Origin of the sequence: Bacillus sp. F56 (assembly GCF_001748205.1) — a bacterium.
Classification (GTDB): domain Bacteria; phylum Bacillota; class Bacilli; order Bacillales; family Bacillaceae; genus Bacillus; species Bacillus stercoris.
In genome coordinates this window covers 124,449-149,089 of record NZ_BDFC01000010.1, presented here as the reverse complement: position 1 = coordinate 149,089, position 24,641 = coordinate 124,449, and the positions used below count along the sequence as shown (strand labels likewise).

General features: G+C 43.3%; 25 protein-coding genes and 1 other annotated feature. Of the genes, 19 read left to right on the top strand and 6 right to left on the bottom strand.

The annotated features are described in order from the left end of the window. Positions 1-71 precede the first annotated feature (71 nt). The gene (alaP, locus tag BFW96_RS17705) at positions 72-1,463 is read left to right on the top strand and encodes an alanine permease AlaP (protein ID WP_014665079.1); all 1,392 of its coding nucleotides are present in this window, start codon (positions 72-74) and stop codon (positions 1,461-1,463) included. A 251-nt stretch (positions 1,464-1,714) separates the two neighbouring features. On the opposite strand, the gene BFW96_RS17700 is transcribed toward alaP, so the two are convergent. Further along, positions 1,715-2,230, bottom strand: a complete 516-nt coding sequence (locus BFW96_RS17700; RefSeq protein ID WP_040082055.1) for a gamma carbonic anhydrase — start codon at positions 2,228-2,230, stop codon at positions 1,715-1,717. A gap of 48 nt (positions 2,231-2,278) precedes the next feature. Between BFW96_RS17700 and ytpA the strand changes: the two genes are divergently transcribed. Both ytpA and tbcS read left to right on the top strand, forming a co-directional pair. Next, positions 2,279-3,058: a phospholipase YtpA gene (gene ytpA / locus BFW96_RS17695; protein ID WP_040082057.1), complete on the top strand. Its 780-nt coding sequence runs from the start codon at positions 2,279-2,281 to the stop codon at positions 3,056-3,058. Positions 3,059-3,078: 20 nt separating this feature from the next. Then, the gene (tbcS, locus tag BFW96_RS17690) at positions 3,079-4,182 is read left to right on the top strand and encodes a tetraprenyl-beta-curcumene synthase (RefSeq protein WP_040082058.1); all 1,104 of its coding nucleotides are present in this window, start codon (positions 3,079-3,081) and stop codon (positions 4,180-4,182) included. On the opposite strand, the gene mnmM is transcribed toward tbcS, so the two are convergent. After that, complete coding sequence (gene mnmM, locus BFW96_RS17685) at positions 4,172-4,756, bottom strand: tRNA 5-(aminomethyl)-2-thiouridylate-methyltransferase MnmM (RefSeq protein WP_069840176.1); 585 nt, start codon at positions 4,754-4,756, stop codon at positions 4,172-4,174. The two genes, tbcS and mnmM, sit on opposite strands and share 11 nt — an antisense overlap. After that, positions 4,753-5,718 (bottom strand): tRNA modification radical SAM protein MnmL/YtqA, encoded by a 966-nt coding sequence (gene mnmL / locus BFW96_RS17680; RefSeq protein ID WP_069840175.1) that lies wholly within the window; start codon positions 5,716-5,718, stop codon positions 4,753-4,755. Before mnmL ends, mnmM begins: the two co-directional genes overlap by 4 nt. A 164-nt stretch (positions 5,719-5,882) precedes the next feature. Between mnmL and BFW96_RS17675 the strand changes: the two genes are divergently transcribed. The 12 genes from BFW96_RS17675 to bceB all read left to right on the top strand — a co-directional run bounded on the left by BFW96_RS17675 (position 5,883) and on the right by bceB (position 16,325). After that, a complete protein-coding gene (locus BFW96_RS17675; RefSeq protein ID WP_014665073.1) occupies positions 5,883-6,155 on the top strand; it encodes a YtzC family protein in 273 nt (90 codons plus the stop codon). A gap of 153 nt (positions 6,156-6,308) precedes the next feature. Continuing rightward, entirely contained in the window at positions 6,309-6,446 is a 138-nt protein-coding gene (locus BFW96_RS21585; RefSeq protein ID WP_003229119.1) for a hypothetical protein, read from the top strand. A gap of 33 nt (positions 6,447-6,479) precedes the next feature. Next, positions 6,480-6,869, top strand: a complete 390-nt coding sequence (gene ytrA, locus BFW96_RS17665; protein ID WP_014665072.1) for a GntR family transcriptional regulator YtrA — start codon at positions 6,480-6,482, stop codon at positions 6,867-6,869. Continuing rightward, positions 6,866-7,744 (top strand): ABC transporter ATP-binding protein YtrB, encoded by an 879-nt coding sequence (ytrB, locus tag BFW96_RS17660; protein WP_024572828.1) that lies wholly within the window; start codon positions 6,866-6,868, stop codon positions 7,742-7,744. The genes ytrA and ytrB overlap by 4 nt, the downstream gene beginning before the upstream one ends. Beyond that, complete coding sequence (locus tag BFW96_RS17655) at positions 7,738-8,724, top strand: ABC transporter permease subunit (RefSeq protein ID WP_069840174.1); 987 nt, start codon at positions 7,738-7,740, stop codon at positions 8,722-8,724. Before ytrB ends, BFW96_RS17655 begins: the two co-directional genes overlap by 7 nt. Before the next feature lie 31 nt (positions 8,725-8,755). Next, on the top strand, positions 8,756-9,733 hold the full coding sequence (ytrD, locus tag BFW96_RS17650; protein ID WP_069840173.1) for an ABC transporter permease YtrD: 978 nt from the start codon (positions 8,756-8,758) through the stop codon (positions 9,731-9,733). A gap of 14 nt (positions 9,734-9,747) precedes the next feature. Continuing rightward, positions 9,748-10,443, top strand: coding sequence for an ABC transporter ATP-binding protein YtrE (gene ytrE, locus BFW96_RS17645; protein WP_014477726.1), 696 nt, complete (start codon positions 9,748-9,750; stop codon positions 10,441-10,443). Beyond that, positions 10,433-11,743, top strand: a complete 1,311-nt coding sequence (gene ytrF, locus BFW96_RS17640) for an ABC transporter permease YtrF (RefSeq protein ID WP_069840172.1) — start codon at positions 10,433-10,435, stop codon at positions 11,741-11,743. Before ytrE ends, ytrF begins: the two co-directional genes overlap by 11 nt. Before the next feature lie 96 nt (positions 11,744-11,839). Next, entirely contained in the window at positions 11,840-12,535 is a 696-nt protein-coding gene (bceR, locus tag BFW96_RS17635; RefSeq protein ID WP_069840171.1) for a two-component response regulator BceR, read from the top strand. Continuing rightward, entirely contained in the window at positions 12,528-13,532 is a 1,005-nt protein-coding gene (gene bceS, locus BFW96_RS17630) for a two-component sensor histidine kinase BceS (protein ID WP_069840170.1), read from the top strand. The genes bceR and bceS overlap by 8 nt, the downstream gene beginning before the upstream one ends. 101 nt (positions 13,533-13,633) lie before the next feature. Beyond that, on the top strand, positions 13,634-14,395 hold the full coding sequence (gene bceA / locus BFW96_RS17625; RefSeq protein ID WP_014477722.1) for a bacitracin ABC transporter ATP-binding protein BceA: 762 nt from the start codon (positions 13,634-13,636) through the stop codon (positions 14,393-14,395). After that, positions 14,385-16,325, top strand: a complete 1,941-nt coding sequence (gene bceB / locus BFW96_RS17620) for a bacitracin ABC transporter permease BceB (RefSeq protein ID WP_069840169.1) — start codon at positions 14,385-14,387, stop codon at positions 16,323-16,325. Before bceA ends, bceB begins: the two co-directional genes overlap by 11 nt. A 36-nt stretch (positions 16,326-16,361) precedes the next feature. On the opposite strand, the gene BFW96_RS17615 is transcribed toward bceB, so the two are convergent. Further along, the gene (locus BFW96_RS17615; RefSeq protein WP_069840168.1) at positions 16,362-17,108 is read right to left on the bottom strand and encodes an LMBR1 domain-containing protein; all 747 of its coding nucleotides are present in this window, start codon (positions 17,106-17,108) and stop codon (positions 16,362-16,364) included. Between the two features lie 188 nt (positions 17,109-17,296). Between BFW96_RS17615 and BFW96_RS17610 the strand changes: the two genes are divergently transcribed. Beyond that, entirely contained in the window at positions 17,297-18,490 is a 1,194-nt protein-coding gene (locus BFW96_RS17610) for an MDR family MFS transporter (protein WP_069840167.1), read from the top strand. A 32-nt stretch (positions 18,491-18,522) separates the two neighbouring features. Here BFW96_RS17610 and ytvA read toward each other — a convergent pair whose 3' ends face one another. Further along, complete coding sequence (gene ytvA, locus BFW96_RS17605; protein WP_069840166.1) at positions 18,523-19,308, bottom strand: YtvA family blue-light photoreceptor; 786 nt, start codon at positions 19,306-19,308, stop codon at positions 18,523-18,525. 403 nt (positions 19,309-19,711) lie between these two features. Between ytvA and BFW96_RS17600 the strand changes: the two genes are divergently transcribed. The 3 genes from BFW96_RS17600 to BFW96_RS17590 all read left to right on the top strand — a co-directional run bounded on the left by BFW96_RS17600 (position 19,712) and on the right by BFW96_RS17590 (position 23,315). Further along, on the top strand, positions 19,712-20,047 hold the full coding sequence (locus BFW96_RS17600) for a DUF4257 domain-containing protein (protein ID WP_003223352.1): 336 nt from the start codon (positions 19,712-19,714) through the stop codon (positions 20,045-20,047). Between the two features lie 102 nt (positions 20,048-20,149). Beyond that, positions 20,150-20,364: a binding site (T-box leader), on the top strand. Between the two features lie 109 nt (positions 20,365-20,473). Beyond that, entirely contained in the window at positions 20,474-22,888 is a 2,415-nt protein-coding gene (gene leuS, locus BFW96_RS17595; RefSeq protein WP_069840165.1) for a leucine--tRNA ligase, read from the top strand. A gap of 115 nt (positions 22,889-23,003) precedes the next feature. Then, complete coding sequence (locus BFW96_RS17590; protein ID WP_014665058.1) at positions 23,004-23,315, top strand: rhodanese-like domain-containing protein; 312 nt, start codon at positions 23,004-23,006, stop codon at positions 23,313-23,315. A gap of 21 nt (positions 23,316-23,336) precedes the next feature. Here the strand turns inward: BFW96_RS17590 and melA are convergent, their stop codons facing one another. Then, positions 23,337-24,635 carry an alpha-galactosidase MelA gene (gene melA / locus BFW96_RS17585; protein ID WP_069840164.1) on the bottom strand — a complete coding sequence of 433 codons (1,299 nt, stop codon included), beginning with the start codon at positions 24,633-24,635 and terminating at the stop codon, positions 23,337-23,339. Between the last annotated feature and the right edge of the window lie 6 nt (positions 24,636-24,641).

Here is a 24,641-nt window from a genome sequence, read left to right as displayed (position 1 = left end):
GATTTACCCAATCCACACGCAATATTCAGAAAAATGATTTAATGATATTTTTTTCTAGGGGAGAAGAAAGCATGCAAAAACAAAAACAAGAGCTGCATCGCGGACTCGAAGAAAGGCATATTTCTTTAATGTCTTTAGGAGCCGCCATAGGAGTGGGGTTGTTCCTTGGCTCCGCATCAGCTATTCAATTAGCAGGGCCGGGTATTTTGGTAGCATATGCCGCAAGCGGCCTGGTCATGTTTTTTATTATGAGAGCGCTTGGGGAAATGGCCATTCAAAAACCGGTTGCCGGTTCCTTCAGCAGGTATGCGCGTGATTATTTGGGACCGCTTGCAGGCTATTTAACAGGGTGGAACTACTGGTTTTTATGGGTTGTCACCTGTATGGCTGAAATTACTGCTGTCGGCATCTATATGGGGTTCTGGTTTCCTGATGTGCCAAACTGGATTTGGGCATTATCGGCGCTGATCATTATGACGGGTGTTAATTTCCTGGCTGTCAAAGCTTACGGCGAGCTGGAATTTTGGTTCGCATTGATTAAAATTGTCGCGATCCTATCTATGATTGCTGTCGGTTTATTGATGATTATTGCAGGAGTCGGCAATGGGGGCATTGCAACCGGAATCAGCAATTTATGGAATAACGGAGGATTTTTCCCTCATGGAATAAAAGGGGTTTTATTGTCGCTTCAAATGGTGATGTTCGCCTATTTAGGGATTGAAATGATCGGGGTGACGGCTGGCGAAGTGAAAAACCCGCAAAAATCGTTAGCCAAAGCAATCGATACAGTATTTTGGCGGATTTTGATTTTTTATGTAGGCGCTTTATTTGTCATTATGTCTATTTATCCGTGGCAGGAAATTGGCTCCCAGGGAAGCCCATTTGTTCTCACGTTCCAAAAAGTGGGCATTCCATCGGCTGCAGGCATCATTAACTTTGTCGTGTTGACAGCCGCGCTGTCTTCATGCAACAGCGGTATTTTCAGCACAGGGCGGATGCTGTTTAACTTGGCGGAACAGAAAGAGGCGCCACAAGCATACGGTCAGCTGACGAAAGGCGGCATCCCGGGTAAAGCTGTTCTGGCTTCAGCGGGCGCTTTATTAGTCGGAGTGCTGTTAAACTACGTTGTCCCTGCGAAGGTATTTACTTGGGTTACAAGTATTGCGACGTTCGGAGCGATTTGGACGTGGGCAATCATTTTGCTTTCTCAAATCAAATACAGGAAAAGTTTGAAGCCCGAAGAAAAGAAACACTTAAAGTATAAAATGCCTTTCTTTCCGTTTACGTCTTATGTGTCATTGGCATTTCTGGCATTCGTCGTCATTCTTATGGCTTACAGCCCTGATACAAGAGTAGCCGTGATTATCGGGCCGATATGGTTTCTCATCTTGCTTGCCGTGTACTATGGAAAAGGTTTTCATAAAAAAAATGCGGCTAATGACAGTGAACGAAATATCAGCTGACAAAAAGAGCTCCCAGTGGGCTCTTTTTGTGTGCTCATAGAAAATAGAGAACAGGAAAGAATAGGTATGTGTTTTTGCAGAGGCTGTTTACAGTTTTGTGATAAGATAAAAGTCATACGTTTATATGTTTAATGCGACATGTGAACGTTTTATGGAAAAATTGAAACCCGAACTATCATGACGTCCGGGTTAACGATGGTTATTGCTTTCAAATATAATTTGAAAAATGGTAAAGTAAGACGAAGCAGGTCTTATGTTTGTTGAAGTGATTTATAATATTGGCCCTTTTCTACATATTCTGACCGTATTCTTTGCATATCTTTTCGGTCTTCTTCCGTCAAAGGGCGGATGACTTTTGCAGGACGGCCGAAGGCGAGATGGCCAGGCGGAATAATTTTTCCGGGCGGGACCAGACTGCCGGCACCAATAAAGGCGCCTTCGCCAATTTCGGCTCCGTCTAAAATGATTGAGCCCATGCCGATTAAGGCGTTCTTGCGGATGACAGCGCTGTGAAGTGTAACCTGATGGCCTATCGTGGCGTCATCTTCAATGAGCAGCGTCTTGTTCGGGCTTTGGTGGAGGCAGCTTAAATCTTGGATATTGACTCTGTTTCCGATTCTGGTCGGCGCAACATCTCCCCTTATGACAACAGAAAACCAAACGCTGGACTGTTCTCCGATCACGACATCACCGGTAATTGTTGCATTGTCAGCTATAAAGGCTGTTGGGTGGATATCTGGCATGTGTTCCTTATAAGGGTAGATCATAAGATTCATCCTTCTTTCTCTATTTAAATTTCGTATGAGGTGAAGAGCATGTGGACCTGGAAAGCAGACAGACCTGTTGCAGTGATTGTAATCATTCACGGGGCAAGTGAATATCACGGACGATATAAATGGCTGATTGAAATGTGGCGATCTTCGGGTTATCACGTTGTCATGGGCGATTTGCCTGGACAGGGAACAACGACAAGGGCAAGAGGGCATATTCGCTCTTTTCAAGAATACATTGATGAAGTAGATGCTTGGATTGATAAAGCGCGAACCTTTGATATGCCGGTTTTTCTTTTAGGTCACAGCATGGGCGGTCTGGTCGCGATTGAATGGTTTAAACAACAAAGAAATCCCCGCATTACGGGAATTATTTTATCATCACCGTGTCTCGGACTGCAAATTAAAGTCAATAAAGCGCTTGACCTTGCATCAAGAGGCCTGAATGTCATCGCTCCGTCGCTTAAGGTTGATTCGGGATTATCGATTGATATGGCGACGCGCAATGAGGATGTCATCGAGGCTGACCAAAATGATTCGTTATACGTCAGGAAAGTTTCTGTCAGATGGTACAGAGAGCTTTTAAAGACAATTGAGTCAGCGATGGTGCCGACAGATGCATTTTTGAAAGTGCCGCTTCTTGTGATGCAGGCCGGTGATGACAAGCTTGTTGATAAAACGATGGTCATCAAGTGGTTTAATGGCGTTGCTTCTCATAATAAAGCGTACAGAGAGTGGGAAGGGCTTTATCATGAGATCTTTAATGAACCCGAAAGAGAAGATGTCTTTAAAGCAGCAAGAGCGTTTACTGATCAATATATTTGAACTAGTTGGGGGTGCATGTGTTGACAGTACCGGAACATCCTTTTGGATTGATGGCAAAGGTATATCGAGATATTTTTCCGCTCGTTCATCAAGAGCTGGACATATGGAAGCAAAAATCAGAATCGATTCATAACAGTGAGTTAAAAGCGCAGGCAACCGCAAGTATTCGAGACAAAACGTTTCACTGTGAAGGCGGCGGAATACTGGCTTTATTGTCAGGCAGCCAAAAACAGAAATGTGTCGAGTTTATCATCGCGTATCAAACGATTAGTGATTATTTGGACAATCTGTGTGACCGCAGCACCTCACTTGACCCGCAGGACTTTCGGATGCTTCATGCCTCAATGCAGGACGCACTGACAGTGGGGGCTGAACTGCAAAACTATTATCAATTCAGAGAAGAACAGGATGACAGCGGATATTTGCATGAACTGGTCAAAACGTGCCAGCGTGTTCTCGGCTCCATTGAGCACTATGACATGATTAAACCTTATCTGCTTGAACTGTGCGGCTATTATTGCGATTTGCAGGTGCATAAGCATGTCATTGAGCATGAACGTGTTCCGCGGCTTGAAAAGTGGTTTACTCAATATGAATCAGAGCTCCCTGAGATGGAGTGGTATGAATTTTCAGCCTGTGCAGGTTCAACGTTAGGCATTTTCTGTCTAGTTGCGTATTCGTTCCAGCCTGATTTCACAGAAAGCACCGCTAAAAAAATCCGCGACAGTTATTTTCCTTACATACAGGGCCTTCACATTCTGCTTGATTATTTGATTGATCAAGAGGAGGACTTGCTGGAAGGAGACTTGAATTTCTGCTCGTATTATCAGTCTCATGAAGAGATGATGAATCGGCTTGAACACTTTATCCATAAAGCCGACGAGCATTTACAAGGCATTCCGCATGAAAACTTCCATCGTTTAATCAATCGAGGCTTGCTTGGCGTTTATTTGTCGGATGATAAAGTGGCGGGCCAAAAGGAAATGGGCCGGCTCGCAAGGAAGCTGATCAAAGCCAGCGGAAAAACTTCCTTTTTCTTTTATATCAACGGCAGAGCCTACCGGAAATTTCAAAAAATGTCCTGGATGAAAAACTCAAAGAAAAAAGCTCAAATCATTTGCTGATCTGAGCTTTTTTTTCGATGGCGACAATAAATGGCGGGTCATTTTGCTGATTGATAAATCCGTATGTTAATACACGGGCTGTTTGCTGGTCCAAGTCCCGGCAAAACTCAAGCACATCATTTTTTTCCGCTTTGCCTTCCGGGTGGCCGTGATAGACGACGAGAACGATCAGGCCTTCGTCTTTCATGATGCTGAGAAGCTGTTCAATTGCTTTGATCGTAGAACTGCCGTTTGTTGTAATTGATTTGTCCCCGCCCGGCAAATAACCGAGGTTAAATACCGCGGCCGCCACTTTGCCATGTGTTTCAGGCGGAAGGGATTCAGCGATTTTGTCATGGCTTTTGTGAAATAATGTTGTTCGCGCTTGATAAGTCTCACCGAGCCGTTCCTGTGTATTGGCCACGGCTGATTCTTGAATGTCAAAAGCGTACACGTGGCCGTTTTGACCGACAAGCTCCGCTAAAAACTGTGTATCATGTCCGTTGCCCATCGTTGCATCTACAACGATATCTCCTTCTCCCGCGGCCATTTTCAGCAGTTCTTTGCTGTAAGGAAGAATTTTCTTCAATATCATAGCGCTGATTCCTCCTCAAGCCGCTGAAAGAACTTTCCTTGATAGCTGCCTCGATTTTCCAGTTCTTTATTAATGGCGCCAAGCACTTCCCATTTGTTGACGCTCCACATTGGCCCGATCATCAACTCAATCGGTCCATCACCTGTAATGCGGTGGACGATCATTTCCGGCGGAATGATCTCAAGCTGATCGCAGACGAGCTGCACATAATCATCTTGAGAAAGGAATTCCAGCTTTCCCTTTTCATATTGCTTGACCATCGGCGTGCCTTTCAGTAGGTGAAGCAGATGGATTTTAATGCCTTGGACGTCCAAATCTGCGACAGCCTTTGCCGTTTCCATCATCATGTCCCGGTCTTCCAAAGGCAGTCCGTTGATAATATGCGAGCAGACACGTATGCCGTGTTTTCTTAATTTATTGACGCCTTCCACATAGCAGTTAAAATCATGTGCGCGGTTGATCAGAAGTGCAGTCCGTTCATGAACCGTTTGAAGCCCAAGCTCCACCCACAAATACGTGCGTTCATTCAGCTCTGCCAAGTAGTCCACGACATCATCAGGCAGACAGTCCGGGCGTGTGGCGATCGAAATGCCGACCACATCATCTAAGGCGAGGACAGATTCGAATTTCTCACGAAGCACCTCAACCGGGGCGTGAGTGTTTGTGAAAGCCTGAAAATAAGCGATGTATTTGCCATCCTTCCATTTTTCGTGCATGCGGTTTTTGATGTCATGGAATTGCGTTATTAAATCATCGGCCCGGTTCCCGGCGAAATCACCGGAGCCTGCGGCGCTGCAAAAAGTACAGCCTCCGTGGGCAACGGTGCCGTCCCGGTTTGGACAGTCAAAGCCGCCGTCAAGCGCCACTTTAAACACCTTATGGCCGAAATGATCTCTAAGATGATAATTCAATGTATGATAGCGTTTTTCCGTATTTGAATAAGGAAAAGGATTGTTCTGCATTACAATTCATGTGCCTCCTTGCGTACGATTGCATCCTAAAATTGTAGCACGCATTTCACAAGAGAACAAATGAATATCGACCATAAATTACTTTATTGAACAAAGTCAGATGAGGCTACAATAAGAATGATGGATGACTTCCATTACCAAGAGGAGGGGTTACTGTGGCAACAAGACAATCAGTAGATGAACATCTCCAGCAATGTATGCAGGCGTATGATTATGCTGAAGAACAGCTGAAAATCGCTTCTAAACAAGAGCATTATAATGATCAAGAATATAGTGATGCCCAAATGCAGCTTGAAGATGCGGTAAATGCCTTGAATAAGCTATGGCTGTCGTCAAATGATCAGCAGAGAGAACAGCTGTATAGAATGAGGCTTCAGCTTCAAGCTTTGCAAAATAATATGATCCTGCAGCACCCTCTTGATGTGTAGGAAACGGACCCTTTTCATAAGGGTCCGTTTTTTTGTAAAAAAAGGATTGACTTTAAGTGCCAAAGTATTTATTGTATTAAGTGTACTAATTGAAGTAATACACTATAGACACTGATGTAACACCATTATATATTGAAATTAAGGGAGGCAGTTATGAAACATAAAAAACGAAACAAACGTAACGTGCCGATGCTGATTGCGGCATCTGTGATCGCTTGTTCTTTTTTTCTTGTTCTCGTGATGATCGGTTTTGAATGGCAAAAAAGTATCATTGATCATTTTTATCTGTAAAAGGTTCAGATCGTATAGAAAGTAGGGAAGTAAATGATTCAAATCGATCCAAGAAGCTCAACACCCATTTACGAACAAATTATTCAGCAAATGAAAGAGCTTTGTTTGAAAGGGATCATGAAGCCTGGTGATAAGCTTCCTTCTGTCAGAGAATTGGCGACGATCATTATTGCGAATCCGAACACTGTCAGCAAAGCGTACAAAGAGCTTGAACGAGAGGGGATTATTGAGACGCTGCGGGGCAGAGGAACCTATATATCGGAGAATGCAAAAACGACACTGGTTGAAGGGAAGATGACGATGATTAAAGAGCAACTCAAACAGCTCATCATCGATGCACACTATGCAGGGGTTGAGCTGGAAAAACTGCAAGAATGGATAAAGGAAATCAGCGCTGATGTGAAGGGAGGCAAAGAAAAATGATTGAACTGCGGCAGCTGTCAAAAACGATTGACGGCAATCAAGTGTTAAAAGATGTTTCATTAACAATCGAAAAAGGAGAAATCTTCGGATTGCTTGGACGCAATGGATCAGGAAAAACGACGATGCTCCGTTTAATCCAGCAAATCATTTTCGCAGACAGCGGGACAATTTTATTTGACGGCGTAGAAATCAAAAAGCATCCGAAAGTCAAACAAAATATCATCTACATGCCTGTTCAAAATCCATTTTACGATAAGTATACATACAAGCAGTTAGTCGATATTTTGAGAAGAATCTATCCGAAATTTGATGTCACGTACGCGAATGAGCTGATGAACAGATACGAAATTCCGGAAACGAAAAAATACCGCGAGCTGTCGACGGGCTTAAAAAAACAGCTATCGCTCGTTCTGTCGTTTGCGGCGAGACCGGCGCTGATCCTCCTTGATGAGCCGACGGATGGAATAGACGCGGTGACAAGGCATGATGTGCTGCAGCTGATGGTCGATGAAGTGGCGGAGCGTGATACGAGCATCCTGATCACTTCCCACCGGCTTGAGGACATAGAGCGGATGTGCAACCGAATTGGTTTTCTCGAAGATAACAGGCTGACAAATGTAATGGATCTTGATGAATTAAAAGAAGAATACATCAAAATTCAAATGGCGTTTGACACAGATGTCAATCTGGCGATCAGGGAGCAAAACATTCCGATGCTCGATCAGGCTGGTGTGTTCTATACGGTGCTGATTCCGAAAAGCGATGAGGAGAAAAAGAGCTTTTTGAGAGAGCTGAAGCCGAAAGTATGGAATGAGCTTCCTGTCAACTTAGAAGAAGTGTTCATTGCGAAGTTTGGAGGGAAGCGGAGATGGTAGACCGAGGTCTCCTCTATCGAGAGTGGAAGCAGAATCAAGTGGTGATTTTGCTGAGTATTGTGTTTTTAGTGCTGGCAAATCCTTTAACGATTTATCACTCATATTCTTTAAACGAGTCATGCCTAGCACATTCAGACCCAAAACTGTGTGTATTTTTTGTGGATTACCACATAGACAGCATGATTCAAATCAATTGGGTGATAGGGATTATACTGGCAGTATGTTTGGTCGGGCTTGAACGTTCGAGAGGTACGATGGACTTTTTGTTAGGTCTTCCATATAAAAGAAGCCAAATCTTTCAAACGAAATTTTGGCTAGGCGCCGTTGTTATTGTGCTTTCACAATTGATCGGATTTTTATTGGCATGGCTGCTGATTCTTTTCTTAAAACCTGAACAAGTAAACTTTTTTGAACATGGAAGCATTGGTGTTATGATCACTAGCATTATGTTTTACTCATTAGTAATGGCCGCTGGGTCGTTAGCTGGAAACGCTTTTGCTCAGTTGTTGACAGCTTTTGCAACTTCTGTATTGCCATATTTGATTATCGTATTGCCATTTTCTAATATAGAGATTATCTCAGGGGTTCAAGTTTGGAGACTAATTCCTAACGTTGAATATTACTTCGATTTTGAAAATAATTTGATGAACTTTTCCCCAATTGCTTATGTGGATTCAAGTTGGGTGGCGGAAAGTAAATATTTATTATTAATCCCTGCAGTGATGAGTATTCTCTTTTATTTCATTGGTTATATCAGTTTTATAAAACATCATAATGAGCGTAATGGATACTTTTTCTTATGGAAAACATTAGATCGACCTATTCAAATCCTTGTCATCGTGTTAGGAATCCTAGGTTTTGGTATAGTGGGGCATTCTGCTGGTGAATCCATAGCGGGTTACATTATCGGAATGATTATCGGAGGAATTGTAGGATTTTTGATCAGTTATTTTTCCATCTTTAAAAAAGTAAGACATTAAGATAACGGTTTAAAGTTCGGAGGGAAGTAAAATGCCGGATTCCGGTCTGCTTTATAAGGAGTGGAAACAAAATAAAGTCGCCTTAGTTATCACCATTTTGGTTTTTATACTAGGTAATCCTTTATCGATTTTCAATATGTATCTCATCTATCAAGGCTGTGTCACCTCAAAAGAAAATTGGGTTGGTCCCTGCGTATTCAGTGTTGATTATTTAAACGGCACATTTATCTCATTTTTTTGGATTTGGGGAGTCGTTTTGGCAGTCAGCCAGCTTGGGATTGAACGTAGCAAGAGCTTCTTTGATTTTACTTTAAGCCTTCCATATACACGAGGGCAGATATTTCATGCGAAGTTCCTTACCGGCGGAATGGTGATTGTGGTGCCGCAGCTCATCGGTTATGTTTTGTCTGTTTTGCTGATCATGCTTTTGAAGCCAGATCAGGCCGTTTATTTTCACAATTACAGCCTTGGGATGATCATTGTCAGCATGCTGGCTTATTCGCTTGTTATGGCGGGTGGAGCTCTGACAGGCAATATTTTTGCCCAGCTTTTGGTCTCATTTACCGTGGCCATTTCGCCATTTTTGCTCATCAGCCTGCCTGCGATCAACCTTGAGATCCTTTTTGGCGGATCAATAGATTTTATCCATGGTCCAGTACCCAAATGGGTGCAGTATTTCATTCCGATAATCTATGTAGACGCGAAATGGGCTGAGAATTCACCATATTATTTAGTGATTCCGGCTATCATGACTATCATCTTCTACATCATCGGCTATATTAGTTTTGTCAAACTATCTAATGAAAGAAACGGGTACTTCTTCTTATGGAAGCCGCTTGACCGTCCGGTGCAGATCATCGTTATTATCATAGGAATCATGGGTTTTGGGTACTTTGGATTTTCTGCCAGCGAAAGCTTTGCAGGCTATCTCATTGGCATGGCTGCCGGCGCGGTAATCGGTTTCTTGATTAGTTATTTTGCGATTTATAAAAAAACAAAACTTTTGTAAGGGAGAGAGAACATATGATAGATGTTCAGCATATCGACCATTCTTTCACGATCGGAAAAAAGGGCCGTGAGAATGAAGTTCCAGTATTGAAGGATGTTTCATTACGTGTGGCGAAAGGGGAAATCGCCTGTATTGTCGGGCGAAGCGGATCAGGGAAATCAACGCTTTTGAATTTGATTTCCGGCTACATATCGCCGACAAAAGGGCGGATTGTCATTAATGGCACTGATGTTACGGGGTTTAATGAAAAGGAATGGGCGCAATTTCGGCTTGACCATTTCGGGTTTATTTTCCAAAGCTTTCAGCTCATCCCGGGTTTAACGACGTATGAGAATGTTGAAATGCCGTTGGCGTTAAAAGGAATCAAGCCTTCTGAGCGGAAACAAAAGGTGCAGGACATGCTGAAACGCGTCGGTCTGGAAAACCACGCCGCTCATTATCCGAATGAACTGTCAGGCGGCCAGCAGCAGCGTGTCAGTATTGCTCGAGCGTTGATTTTAAATCCTTCAATTATCTTAGCGGATGAGCCGACGGGAAGCCTTGATTCGGAAACGGAACATGAAGTGCTGGAATTGATCCAGCAGCTGAATCGCGAGCGTGGCATTACATTTGTGATCATTACTCACGATGATGAGGTCGCTTCTATCGGGCATTCAAAATTTCAGCTCCATGATGGTGTGCTAAAAGGGGGAATTACCGTTGAGGTTTAAGGATCAGGTTCATTTTATCAGAAGAAATATGAAGAAAAACAGGCTTCGCGTCTTTATGACGATTCTTGCGACAACAATGGCGTGTGCGTTTTTGGTTGTGCTGTCGTCGGTTGGATTTGGGATTCAAAAGACGATTACAGATATGACAATGAGCCAGCAGATTGTAACGAAAGTCAGTGTAATGGGCAATGAAGGAGACAAGCCGATTAAAAAAGCTGATTTAGAGAAGTATGATCACGTAAGGTCAGTTGTCGAAAGAACGCAAGTATATGAACCAAACAAAGCTACTTTAGGCAATCGCACAAATGAAAGCTCAAATCTCATTTTTACTAATATGAATGATGAATTAAAGGCCAATATGGAATTGGAAAAGGGAAGAGTCGCAAAGTCGGAAAATGAAATCGTAGTAGGATACGACTTCGCAAAGAGATTATTGACGAAAAAAGAATCGGAAGAATATAACAAAAAAATCGAAGAGGCAAAAGGCAATCCAGAAGATATAAAAGAACCAAAAGGCTATACGAAAGACATTCTGAACAAGACGATTGAACTAAGTGTATCGAAGACAGATCCTAAAACAGGGGATGTTACAAAAACAAAAACATATGACTTTAAAATTGTCGGTATTACAAAAAAACCATCTCAAGACTGGATGGAGGACTCAAACATTTTCATCAGTGATCAATTCAAAAAAGATTTTTCGGAATTCTTAGATTTTAAAGGCGGGAACGTTGAAACGAACATTGGCGTTTTTGCTGATAAATTTGAGAACGTGGAACAGCTGACAAAGGATCTAACAGATGACGGATACTATGTCACATCAGTGACTACCGAGCTTGAGGGAGCCAACACCTTCTTCATGGTCTTCAAAATCGGACTGATCTTTGTCGGATGTATCGCAGTTATTATTTCAGCGATCGGCATTTTTAACACGATGACGATGGCGGTGACAGAGAGAACGCAGGAGATTGGCATTATGAAAGCGATTGGGGCGAGTCCGTCTATCATTCGCCGAATGTTCCTGATGGAAAGCGCGTATATCGGGATTTTAGGCTGTGTGATTGGAATTATCATTTCCTACGGCGTGAGCTACCTTGTCAACCTGGCCGTGCCGATGATTCTCGCGGCGACAAGCGGAAGCGATGCGGGCGATTTGAATTACACATTCTCCTACATACCGGCGAGCCTTGTGATCATTGCCGTTGTGATTTGCGGAGGGGTCGCAGTCATTTCCGGAATGAATCCGGCTAGAAAAGCAACCAAAACCAACGTGCTGACAGCGTTGAGAAGAGAATTATAATGCAAACGAGCCGGCTGAGACAGCCGGCTTTCTCTATAGCGCATGATGGCGTTTTGCTATACACTTGATAAAAAAGGAAAAAGTGCGGTGAGTCGATTGTTTAAACTTTTGCTGATTGAAGATGATGAATCGCTGTTTCAGGAAATCAAGGATCGTTTAACGGGATGGTCCTATGATGTATATGGCATTCAGGATTTCAGTCAAGTGCTGCAGGAATTTGCGGCAGTTAATCCTGATTGTGTCATTATTGATGTACAGCTGCCTAAATTTGACGGCTTTCATTGGTGCCGGCTGATCCGCTCCCGGTCAAATGTTCCGATTCTCTTTTTATCCTCCAGAGATCATCCTGCAGATATGGTGATGTCCATGCAGCTCGGGGCAGATGACTTTATTCAAAAGCCGTTTCATTTTGATGTGCTGATCGCGAAAATCCAAGCGATGTTCCGGCGTGTGCACCATTATAATACGGAGCCGAGCGCGATTAAAACGTGGTGCGGCGCTGCTGTAGACGCGGAGCAGAATCTCGTCAGCAATGACAAAGGATCTGTTGAACTGACCAAAAATGAGATGTTCATTCTTAAACAATTAATAGAGCAAAAAAACAAGATCGTCAGCCGGGAAGAGCTGATCAGAAACTTGTGGAACGATGAGCGTTTTGTAAGTGATAATACGCTGACCGTCAATGTCAATCGCCTGCGAAAAAAACTGGACGCCCTCCAGCTTGGCGCATATATCGAGACAAAGGTGGGCCAGGGCTACATCGCGAAGGAAGAGGATCAGTTCTATGATTAAAGCATTCCTTACCGAAAGGCGAAGCTGGATTGCAGCGTTTTTGTTTCAGCAGGTTTTAATGCTGGTCGTAGCTTTTGTTGATCCTTTCATATCATTTGGAAATGTGCTTTATATGGTGTATTTGTGCATCTTGTTTTTTGTTATATTCCTTTGGTTCCGCTATCGGAAAGAAACCGCGTTTTATAAAAGCCTGAAAACATGGGAAAACAATCTCGATGTGACTGCCATAAATGAACCGGAAACGCCATTTGAAGCAATCGTTGACAGAAGCATTACCGGGCAAACGAAACACTTGAAGCAGACTGCAACACAGCATCGCTTAGCATTGGAAAATGAAAAGGATGAGCTAATGGCATGGATTCATGAGGTCAAAACCCCATTAACAGCAATGCATTTAATCATTGACAGAATGGAAGAAAAAGCTTTGAAATCCCAGCTGTCATATGAATGGCTGCGTATTCACCTGCTTCTTGATCAACAGCTTCATCAAAAACGCATTTCATTTATTGAAAACGATCTGTCTGTAGAATTTATTCAGCTTCAGCCTTTGATTTTCAAGGAAATCAAAGATTTACAATCGTGGTGTATCCAAAAAGGGGTCGGTTTTGACATACAGCTTGAGGCCGAAGAAGTGCTGAGTGATGCAAAATGGCTGGCGTTTATCATCAGGCAGCTGCTGACAAATGCGGTGAAATACAGCGAAGCCTCTGAAATTGAGATCAAAAGCTTTCAAAAAGGGGAACAGACGCAGCTCCAAGTGAAAGACTGTGGCAGGGGCATTGATCCAAAGGATGTACCGCGTATTTTTGATAAAGGGTTTACATCCACAACAGATCACCATAATCAAGCGTCCACTGGCATGGGGCTGTACTTGGTGAAAAAAGCAGCGGCGCCGTTATTGATTCATGTTGATGTTGAGTCGGAGTTCGGTGCGGGGACAGTTTTTACATTAACCTTTCCGAAACGGAATCAATTTGAACGGGTCATAAGCGTGTGACGAAAATGTCACATGCTTTTCTTTTTTGTTCGCCGTATCGAAGGAAAAGCCCGGCATTCCTTTTTATAATGAGATTATCCAATATAAAGGAGACTGCGTAAATGATGATTTTAGAAGCGAATAAAATTCGAAAAAGTTATGGAAACAAGCTGAATAAACAGGAAGTGCTGAAGGGCATTGATCTTCACATTGAAAAGGGCGAATTCGTCAGTATTATGGGTGCTTCCGGGTCAGGAAAAACCACTTTGCTTAATGTACTGTCCTCAATCGATCAGGTCAGTCACGGAACCATTCATATTAATGGAAATGACATGACGGCTATGAAGGAAAAGCAGCTGGCTGAATTCAGAAAACAGCATTTAGGCTTTATCTTTCAGGATTACAATTTGTTAGACACATTGACAGTGAAAGAAAATATCCTTCTGCCATTATCAATCACGAAACTGTCAAAAAAGGAAGCCAATCGTAAGTTTGAGGAAGTTGCAAAGGAACTGGGAATATATGAATTAAGGGATAAGTACCCGAATGAAATTTCCGGCGGCCAGAAGCAGAGAACATCCGCCGGAAGAGCGTTTATTCATGACCCGAGTATTATTTTTGCTGATGAACCGACGGGTGCGCTCGATTCGAAATCGGCCTCCGATTTATTAAACAAGCTGAGTCAGCTCAACCAAAAACGCAACGCCACGATTATTATGGTCACCCATGATCCTGTCGCGGCCAGCTACTGCGGCAGAGTCATTTTTATTAAGGACGGGCAAATGTATACACAGCTGAATAAAGGGGGCCAGGATAGGCAAACGTTTTTCCAGGATATTATGAAAACGCAAGGCGTGTTAGGCGGGGTGCAGCATGAACATTAATCAGCTCATCCTGCGAAATTTGAAAAAGAATCTTCGGAATTACTATCTGTATGTGTTTGCGCTCATCTTTAGCGTGGCGCTTTATTTCGCCTTTGTCACGCTGCAGTATGATCCAGCAATTAACGAAGTGAAGGGTTCAATCAAGGGAGCCGCGGCTATTAAAACCGCTTCGATTTTGCTTGTGGCTGTAGTGGCGATCTTCATTTTATATGCCAATACGATTTTTATTAAGAGACGGAGCAAAGAAATCGGGCTGTTTCAATTAATTGGAATGACAAAGCATAAAATTTTTCGCATCTTAAGCGCAGAAAATGTCATGCTGTATTTCGGTTCATTAGCGATGGGGGTCGCGGCCGGGTTTTCGATATCGAAGCTGGTCTTGATGATTCTGTTCAAAATTGTCGATGTCAAAGCGGATGCGAAGCTGCATTTTTCTGAGCAGGCCTTGGTCCAAACGGTCATTGTGTTCTGCGGCATTTACCTTTTGATTATGATCATGAATTATACGTTTATCAAAAAACAGAGTATTTTATCTTTGTTTAAAGTAACGTCCTCCACTGAAGACAAAGTGAAGAAAATATCATTTTTCCAAATGATAATCGGCGCTTTAGGCATCGTGCTGATTTTGACAGGATACTATGTGTCTTCTGAGCTGTTTGGCGGAAAATTCAAGACCATTAATGAACTGTTTGGTGCGATGAGCTTTATTCTGGGGAGCGTCATTATCGGGACGTTTTTGTTTTATAAAGGTTCGGTTACATTTATCTCGAACATCATTCGAAAAAGCAAGGGCGGCTACTTAAATATTTCTGAGGTCCTGTCACTGTCATCGATCATGTTCAGAATGAAATCGAACGCGTTGCTGCTGACGATTATTACAACCGTTTCAGCGCTCGCGATCGGGCTGTTATCTCTTGCTTACATCTCGTATTACTCGTCAGAAAAGACCGCTGAACAAAATGTAGCGGCTGATTTTTCATTCATGAACGAGAAAGATGCCAAGTTATTTGAAAACAGTTTGAGTGAAAGCAACATCTCGTTTGTTACAAAAGTAACCCCTGTCCTGCAAGCAAATGTTGACATTGCAAATATCATGGATGGAACTCCGAAAGAGATGCAGGGTGATCCTAGCAACATGCAGCTTGCTGTTGTTAGCGACAAAGATGTAAAAGGAGTCGATGTGGCGTCTGGAGAAGCCGTTTTTTCAGGATACACCGACTTGCTGAAAAAAATAATGGTTTTCAAGGACTCTGGTGTTATTAAAGTGAAAAGCAAGCATGAGACGGAACCATTAAAATATAAAGGATTAAGAGAAGAGTTCCTTGTGTCCTATACGTTTACAAGCGGGGGCATGCCTGCCGTCATTGTGGATGACAGCCTGTTTCAACAGCTGGACAAGGATAAAGACCCCCGCATTCAGCTGGCGCAATCTAGATTTATTGGCATCAATGTGAAACATAAGGATCAAATGGAAAAAGCGAATGAACTTTTTCAACAGGTAAACAAGAAAAACGAGCATTTATCAAGACTGAATACAAGCATTGCGCAAAAATCACTGTTTGGTATCGTGATGTTCATCGTTGGCTTCCTAGGGTTAACATTCCTGATCACATCAGGATGTATCCTTTATTTTAAACAAATGGGAGAAAGTGAAGATGAAAAACCGAGCTATACAATTTTAAGAAAACTCGGCTTTACGCAAGGCGACCTGATAAAGGGGATACGCATTAAACAAATGTACAACTTCGGCATTCCGCTGGTTGTCGGCCTCTTCCACAGTTACTTTGCCGTGCAATCCGGCTGGTTCTTATTTGGATCAGAGGTGTGGACGCCTATGATTATGGTGATGGTATTATATACTGCGCTCTATTCCATTTTTGGTTTTCTGTCAGTTCTTTATTATAAGAAGGTCATTAAATCGTCGTTGTGAAACAGAAAAAGCTCCAGACATTCTGGAGCTTTTTGTTTATCGTTTTGGCGCCCGGTAACCAGCGGCTTCAGCCTCTTCAACTGAGCAAAACATTTCCGCCGGATCGGTTGTCCGGTCATAGTATGTACTGCCTGGCGTGTGGTAGATGCCGTTTTTGCTTCCTTTGATATGACAGCCTTCTGCTTTGTCAGCTGTCTTGGTTTCATCACTTTTATTCGTATTGCTTGAAGAACCTCCAGCGTCTTCATGAGAACTGGCAGTTTGGCTATTTGCCTCTTTTAATTGCTTTTCAAGCTTTGTTTTATCTTGTCGGAGTGTTTCATTTTCAGCCTTTACCGTTTTTGTATCTTCTTTGAGCTGCTGTTGATTTTCTTGAAGCTCTTTCAACTCAGTTTTTAATGATTTCTGAGTCTTTTTTAGTTCGCGATTTTCTTTTTCAAGCTTCTCAAGCTTGTCTTGATCATCTGTATTGTCCTTTAATTTCTTTGCTTCAGAGCTGACAGATTTATATTCTTTCTCAAGTTCCTCATGCTCTTTTGTGAGACTTTTATATTCGGCGTTTAGCGCTGAATATTTTTTCTCAGCATTTGCTGCGGCAGCATCAGGTTCTGACAAGCCTGCCCCGGTGAAGAGCAGCACCAGGCCCCCTATCAAAAGCGGCCAAAAAAGTTTTTTAGAGAAACGTTTTTCTTTTTTTAAAACATATCTGGCGAGGTGATACAATCCGTAGCCAAGCGAAATGAGACATGCAAGAAAACCTAAGAATGCTAATATCATTTCCATATTATTACCCCTTTTTCTATTTATTTTACATTTTTTGAACCATATTTGTTAGATTTTTTCACGCTCATCAGTTGAAAAATGTGAGATAGACAGATAGAATGAATGTGCTATGATAACTGGATTCATACGGAGCCGTTTTAGGTTTCGTTTTTTTCATGAGCTTTTTTAGGGAAGAAAGGGGGATGAGTATGCCGCGTGCTCTTAAAATATTAGTTATTGGAATGTTTATCAATGTGACGGGTGCTTCTTTTTTATGGCCGCTGAATACGATTTATATCCATAACCATTTGGGAAAATCGTTAACAGTAGCCGGACTTGTCCTAATGCTGAATTCCGGCGCCAGTGTAGCTGGAAATTTATGCGGCGGTTTTTTGTTTGATAAAATTGGCGGCTTTAAATCGATTATGCTTGGGATTGCGATTACGTTAGCAAGCCTGATGGGCCTTGTCTTTTTTCATGATTGGCCAGCCTATATTGTGCTGCTGACGATTGTGGGCTTTGGCTCCGGTGTTGTTTTTCCGGCTAGCTACGCAATGGCAGGATCGGTATGGCCTGAAGGGGGAAGGAAGGCATTTAATGCGATATACGTCGCGCAAAACGCAGGTGTGGCCGTCGGTTCAGCGCTTGGCGGTGCCGTTGCATCTTTCTCGTTTTCATATGTATTTTTGGCGAATGCCGTATTGTATCTGGTCTTTTTCTTTATCGTATATTTCGGATTTCGAAATATTCAGACGGGAGATGCGTCCCAAACATCTGTGCTTGATTATGATGCTGTGAACAGCAAAGCAAAATTTGCCGCGCTCATCATTTTAAGCGGAGGTTATGTACTCGGATGGCTGGCTTATTCTCAGTGGTCCACCACAATTGCTTCGTACACGCAAAGCATTGGAATCTCTCTTTCCTTATACAGTGTGCTATGGACGGTTAATGGAATTCTCATTGTGCTTGGCCAGCCGCTTGTCGGTTTTGTGGTGAAAAAATGGGCCGAGTCGCTAAAAGCGCAAATGGTCATCGGCTTTATCATTTTTATTGTGTCTTTCAGCATGTTGCTGACAGCAAAGCAATTTCCAATGTTTCTGGCAGCGATGGTGATCCTGACGATCGGAGAAATGCTTGTTTGGCCTGCGGTACCAACGATTGCCAATCAGCTTGCCCCTAAAGGGAAAGAAGGCTTTTATCAAGGCTTTGTCAACAGCGCGGCGACAGGCGGCAGAATGATTGGCCCTCTGTTCGGAGGAGTGCTTGTCGACCATTACGGCATTAAGGCTCTTGTTTTATCTTTATTGGTATTGCTGCTGATCAGTATTGCCACTACGCTTTTATATGACAAACGGCTAAAATCAGCTAAAGAAACAAAAAAGCATGCATCAATCTCTTCATAAATAAAAGATCCCGCCGGATGAGCGGGATCTTTTTACATAATCGGAAGCACTTTAACGGCATCCTTTACATTTGAATATGTTTTCAGCGACGAAAAATTGGCATCCAATTTATTCATTTTCATGGCCAATTCAGGCTTAATGCCGGTAATGATTAACTCAGTTCCAGTCAATTTCAGCAAATGGCTCAGCTTAAAAATTTGGTCGGCCGTTTGTTCGTTCACTTGTGCCAATCCAGATAAATCAATGATCAAATAATCATCTTTGGATGATGATAAGATATTTGTCAATGTGCAAACGATGGAATTAAATCGCTCCTCTGTCAGGTTTCCGACTAGCGGAAGAGCCGAAATGCCATTGCGAATCGGGACAATAGGAGTTGAAAGTGCAGTAATTTCTGTGAGGGAATCCTCGAGAAGTTTTTCATACTCTTTTTGCTCGGTGATATCTTTCTGAATTCCGACAAAATACGTTTTGTCCTCTATTTCCATTGGATCAATATTTAATTCATTCCAGAACATCGTTCCGTCTTTTTTATAGTTTTGGATCTGAACGGTGACTGGCTCTTTATTTTGTAAAGCGGTTCTGATGTTGTCTACTTCAGCGGGGTTTGTGTGTTTCCCCTGTAAGAAGCGGCAGTTCTTTCCTAAAATTTCCTCGGCCTCATAGCCGGTGATTTGAACAAAGCCTTGATTGACGTAGACAATAGGATTATCTTCAAGTGCGGGATCTGTAATTACCACACCGACTCGCGCGTGATCAAGCGCTTTTTTGATGATTTCCAGCTGTTCTGGTATCCCAAATGATTGAAAACTAGCCATATAAATCCCCCTTAGGCCGTCAGCTTGCTATGCGAAAGCCTGATATTCCCCTTTTTTAAAATGAATTCTACAGTAACCCTAGCACAACACATGTTCTGATTCAAGCAAGCGCAGTTTGTTGTTTGTCATTAGGGCTTGTCCTCGTATACACTAAAAATAAGAATAGAATATGAACATATGAACGGAAAGGTTTTGACATGCTAAATAGGTAACTAGGTCAATGTCACTGGGTGAAAAATGAATCCAATGCATCAAGCTTACCGATCATGTGTTCACATATAATGGAAGAAACAAGCTTTTTTCAGATTTGCCAGTATGTAGATATCGAAAATCATCGGAATCGTTTAAGGGGGCTGGATGGCCTGAAGTCGCTTTACGAAATAAGGGCTTTAGGAAGGTGATGATGAAGATGCTGCATCAGGTACTTATTGCTTGTGTAATTGGAGGAATCATGGGGATTCTCGGTCACGTTAAAAAGAGAGGCAGGCTGGAGAAGCCCAGAATGACGAAGCGGTTTATCTACCTTGGATTTTTGGAAGATTGGTTTATCGGAATGACAGCTTCCATTTTACTTGTACTATCCGCTGACCCCGATTCAGGAATTCAACTTGTCATCTTATCCATTATCTCAGGCTACGGCGGTGAAGCTGTGCTCAGAAGTTTTGACTTTGTGAGAGAAATGAACAGCGGCGGCGAACCGGCCGAGTCCAAACGTCAAACCAAAACTCCACCCGAATAATTGTCCTCAATCTTCGCCCGTTCAGGGTACATTCCCATTGTATACAAACCTGCTTGCACTTATGAACAGAATTCTATAAAATACAGTTAGATTACGGTTGCGATAAGAACAATGAAGAGGAGCAGTAAGAAACAGATATTGTTGCAGAGAGTTGACGGCTGGTGAAAGTCAATCAAGTTTGTTTCCGAACTCACCTCAGAGTTGCAGCGGTGAAAAGCCGCTGACGCATAACTGCGTTAAAAGTATCAAGTGAGTGCGGTGTATGCCGCGCTAACGAGGGTGGTACCGCGGGAAAACGAAAGTCTCTCGTCCCTTTTAGGGATGAGGGAGTTTTTTTTAGTTTGGGAATATTCTGAATATAGTCCTCTCCTTCCCGTCAATACTTGAACCATACACGCCGTATTCAATCAGAAGGAGGTTTTTACTTTGAGTTTTCAGCACAAAGAGATAGAAAAGAAATGGCAAACATATTGGCTTGAAAACAAAACATTTGCCACTCTTGATAATAATGAAAAACAAAAATTTTACGCGCTGGACATGTTCCCTTATCCGTCTGGAGCTGGGTTGCACGTCGGCCATCCTGAAGGATACACTGCAACGGATATTCTGTCCCGCATGAAGCGCATGCAGGGCTATGATGTCCTTCATCCAATGGGCTGGGACGCATTCGGCCTGCCGGCTGAACAATACGCGCTTGACACAGGGAACGACCCCGCTGTGTTTACGAAGCAGAATATTGATAATTTCCGCCGCCAAATTCAAGCGCTTGGCTTCTCATATGATTGGGATCGTGAAATCAATACGACTGACCCTGAATACTACAAATGGACGCAATGGATTTTCTTAAAGCTTTATGAAAAAGGCCTTGCTTACGTTGACGAAGTGCCTGTAAACTGGTGCCCTGCGCTCGGTACGGTTCTTGCCAACGAAGAAGTCATTGACGGCAAGAGCGAACGCGGCGGCCATCCGGTAGAGAGACGCCCAATGAAGCAGTGGATGCTGAAAATCACAGCCTATGCGGACAGGCTCCTTGAAGACTTGGAAGAGCTTGATTGGCCGGAAAGCATTAAAGATATGCAGCGCAACTGGATCGGCCGTTCGGAAGGCGCTCACGTTCATTTTGCTATAGATGGACATGATGAATCCTTTACGGTGTTTACAACAAGACCAGATACGCTGTTTGGCGCTACATACACTGTCCTTGCTCCGGAACACGCATTGGTGGAAAACATCACAACGGCTGAGCAAAAAGAAGCTGTTGAAGCTTATATCAAAGAAATTCAATCAAAGAGTGACCTTGAGCGTACGGATCTTGCAAAAACAAAGACAGGCGTATTCACAGGAGCGTATGCGATCAATCCTGTAGACGGAGAAAAACTGCCGATTTGGATTGCTGATTATGTGCTTGCATCATACGGAACAGGTGCTGTCATGGCTGTTCCTGGCCACGATGAGCGTGATTTTGAATTCGCCAAAACATTCGGCCTTCCGGTGAAGGAAGTCGTAAAAGGCGGGAACATTGAGGAAGCAGCCTACACTGGCGACGGCGAGCATGTGAACTCTGATTTCCTGAACGGTCTTAACAAACAGGAAGCGATTGAGAAAGTGATCGCTTGGCTGGAAGAAACGAAAAACGGCGAGAAGAAAGTGACGTACCGCCTTCGTGACTGGCTCTTCAGCCGCCAGCGTTATTGGGGCGAGCCGATTCCGGTCATTCACTGGGAAGACGGAACGTCAACAGCTGTCCCGGAAGAGGAGCTGCCGCTGATTTTGCCGAAAACGGATGAAATCAAACCGAGCGGAACGGGCGAATCACCGCTTGCGATCATTAAAGAGTGGGTGGAAGTCACAGACCCTGAGACAGGGAAAAAAGGAAGAAGAGAAACGAATACAATGCCGCAATGGGCGGGAAGCTGCTGGTATTTCTTGCGCTATATTGATCCGCACAATCCGGATCAGCTGGCATCACCAGAAAAATTGGAAAAATGGCTTCCGGTCGATATGTATATCGGCGGTGCGGAACATGCCGTACTTCACCTTCTGTATGCCCGCTTCTGGCATAAGTTCCTCTATGATATCGGCGTAGTGCCGACGAAAGAACCGTTCCAAAAGCTGTACAACCAAGGAATGATTCTCGGCGAAAACAACGAAAAAATGAGTAAATCTAAAGGGAACGTTGTCAATCCTGACGAAATCGTGGCCTCTCACGGTGCTGATACACTGAGATTGTACGAAATGTTCATGGGACCTCTTGATGCTTCAATCGCCTGGTCTGAATCAGGATTAGACGGTGCGCGCCGTTTCCTTGACCGTGTATGGCGCCTATTCGTTGAAGACAGCGGTGAGCTTAATGGCAAAATCGTTGAAGGCGCTGGTGAAACATTGGAGCGCGTGTATCATGAAACAGTCATGAAAGTCACAGACCATTATGAAGGCCTTCGTTTCAACACGGGTATTTCCCAGCTGATGGTCTTTATTAATGAAGCTTATAAAGCAACAGAACTGCCGAAAGAATATATGGAAGGCTTCGTGAAGCTTCTTTCTCCTGTCGCGCCACACTTAGCGGAAGAGCTTTGGGAGAAGCTTGGCCATTCCGGCACAATTGCCTACGAAGCTTGGCCTGTATATGATGAAACAAAACTTGTGGATGATGAAGTTGAAATCGTTGTTCAGCTGAACGGAAAAGTAAAAGCGAAATTACAGGTTCCTGCCGATGCAACGAGAGAACAGCTGGAACAGCTTGCTCAAGCTGATGAAAAGGTCAAAGAGCAGCTTGAAGGCAAAACGATTCGGAAAATCATCGCGGTGCCTGGCAAGCTTGTCAATATTGTGGCAAACTAAGCCTAGAAGAAATCCCCTTTGCCAAAAGGGGATTTTTTTCATCAGTCTCAGAATAGCAATCGTTCAGCTGACTTTGATATACTGAACATGATCACTGTGAATAGGAGTGTTTTCTTTGGAAATAAAAGAAATCAGCACAGCCGCTTTGAAAGAAAAAATTGAGGCGGACGAAGAATTATATTTAATTGATGTTAGAGAAGATGAAGAGGTAGCGGAAGGCATGATTCCGCAAGCCGTTCATATTCGCATGGGGGATATTCCTGAAAAAATGGACACCCTTGATAAAGACAAAGAATACGTATTTATCTGCCGCTCAGGAATGCGCAGCATGAACGTCTGCAAGTACCTGGATGAGCAAGGCTTTAAAACAGTCAATGTTGAAGGCGGCATGATGGCCTGGGAAGGCGAAACAAAACCAAAAAACTAGGGGAGAGCGATCCCCTAGTTTTTATTTGTATTCCGGAAGCCAATTGCCATGTGCTGCAAATAAATCGTCACACATGGAAATGATGTCCTTCATGGAAAGCTCCGCACTTGTATGCGGATCAAGCATTGCAGCTTGGTAAACCGCTTCTTTTTTCCGTGTGACAGCCGCTTCGATTGTCATCAGCTGTGTATTAATATTCGTCCGGTTTAAGGCTGCAAGCTGCTCAGGCAGTTCTCCGGCGAAGCACGGTGTAATTTTTTTTCTGTCGGCGACGCATGTCACTTCCACAACCGCTTTTGAAGGAAGGTTGGTGATCAGTCCTGTATTCAAGACGTTTCCTCCGAAGGTGAATGGCTCGTTTGTTTCCATTGCTTCTATAATTCTAGAACCATATTCCTTGGAGCGTTCGTGCGTAAGGTTTTTATTGTTGACAATGTCATCCCGCATTTTCTCCCAATTTTCAATCTGCTTGACGCACCTTCTCGGATATTCGTCGAGCGGGATTTGCAGCTCGCTGATCAGTTCAGGGTAATTCCGTTTAATAAAGTACGGGTGATACTCTGCGTTGTGTTCGGATGATTCCGTGACATAATAGCCAAACTTATCCATTAATTCAAATCGCACCATATCATGATGCTTTGTTTTTTGTTTTTCTTTCGCTCTCCTTTTGATTTCTGGATACAAATCCGCGCCGTCTTTTTTGACTTCCAAAAGCCAAGCCATATGATTGATGCCCGCAATGCGTTCCTCAATTCCGTCATGCTCCATTCCGAGAGCTTTACATAAATCCTTTGTGCATACTTGAACACTGTGGCAGAGCCCGATTGTTTTGATATTGGTATAGCGGAGCATGGCGCCTGTAAGAGAAGCCATAGGATTTGTATAGTTTAAAAACCACGCATCCGGGCACATTTCTTCCATATCTTTAGCGATATCAAATAAGACCGGGATGGTTCTGAGTGATCTGAAGATCCCGCCGATGCCGACTGTATCGGCGATCGTTTGGCGCAGCCCATACCGTTTAGGAATCTCGAAATCGATGACTGTGCTCGGTTTGTAACCTCCAACCTGAATCGCATTGATGACATAGCCTGCGTTTTGCAAGGCAAGTTTTCTGTCATCATAGCTGTTGATCGCCACACTCGGGTTATAGCGGTCTCTTAGATTTTCGAGCATGAGCTGGGATTCCTGCAGGCGTTTGGGATCAATGTCGTAAAGCGCGAACTCAAACCCATTCAGTGCCTCTGTTAACAGGCAGTCACCCAACACATTTTTGGCGAAAATCGTGCTTCCTGCGCCGATAAATGTAATCTTTTTCATAATGCT

Bases quoted from the DNA above. Each gene is read 5' to 3' on its own strand.
- alaP (WP_014665079.1), top strand. From the start codon at position 72: ATGCAAAAACAAAAACAAGAGCTGCATCGCGGACTCGAAGAAAGGCAT.
- BFW96_RS17700 (WP_040082055.1), bottom strand. From the start codon at position 2,230: ATGATCTACCCTTATAAGGAACACATGCCAGATATCCACCCAACAGCC.
- ytpA (WP_040082057.1), top strand. From the start codon at position 2,279: ATGTGGACCTGGAAAGCAGACAGACCTGTTGCAGTGATTGTAATCATT.
- mnmM (WP_069840176.1), bottom strand. From the start codon at position 4,756: ATGATATTGAAGAAAATTCTTCCTTACAGCAAAGAACTGCTGAAAATG.
- mnmL (WP_069840175.1), bottom strand. From the start codon at position 5,718: ATGCAGAACAATCCTTTTCCTTATTCAAATACGGAAAAACGCTATCAT.
- BFW96_RS21585 (WP_003229119.1), top strand. From the start codon at position 6,309: ATGAAACATAAAAAACGAAACAAACGTAACGTGCCGATGCTGATTGCG.
- ytrA (WP_014665072.1), top strand. From the start codon at position 6,480: ATGATTCAAATCGATCCAAGAAGCTCAACACCCATTTACGAACAAATT.
- ytrB (WP_024572828.1), top strand. From the start codon at position 6,866: ATGATTGAACTGCGGCAGCTGTCAAAAACGATTGACGGCAATCAAGTG.
- BFW96_RS17655 (WP_069840174.1), top strand. From the start codon at position 7,738: ATGGTAGACCGAGGTCTCCTCTATCGAGAGTGGAAGCAGAATCAAGTG.
- ytrD (WP_069840173.1), top strand. From the start codon at position 8,756: ATGCCGGATTCCGGTCTGCTTTATAAGGAGTGGAAACAAAATAAAGTC.
- ytrE (WP_014477726.1), top strand. From the start codon at position 9,748: ATGATAGATGTTCAGCATATCGACCATTCTTTCACGATCGGAAAAAAG.
- bceS (WP_069840170.1), top strand. From the start codon at position 12,528: ATGATTAAAGCATTCCTTACCGAAAGGCGAAGCTGGATTGCAGCGTTT.
- bceA (WP_014477722.1), top strand. From the start codon at position 13,634: ATGATGATTTTAGAAGCGAATAAAATTCGAAAAAGTTATGGAAACAAG.
- bceB (WP_069840169.1), top strand. From the start codon at position 14,385: ATGAACATTAATCAGCTCATCCTGCGAAATTTGAAAAAGAATCTTCGG.
- BFW96_RS17615 (WP_069840168.1), bottom strand. From the start codon at position 17,108: ATGGAAATGATATTAGCATTCTTAGGTTTTCTTGCATGTCTCATTTCG.
- BFW96_RS17610 (WP_069840167.1), top strand. From the start codon at position 17,297: ATGCCGCGTGCTCTTAAAATATTAGTTATTGGAATGTTTATCAATGTG.
- ytvA (WP_069840166.1), bottom strand. From the start codon at position 19,308: ATGGCTAGTTTTCAATCATTTGGGATACCAGAACAGCTGGAAATCATC.
- BFW96_RS17600 (WP_003223352.1), top strand. From the start codon at position 19,712: ATGAAGATGCTGCATCAGGTACTTATTGCTTGTGTAATTGGAGGAATC.
- melA (WP_069840164.1), bottom strand. From the start codon at position 24,635: ATGAAAAAGATTACATTTATCGGCGCAGGAAGCACGATTTTCGCCAAA.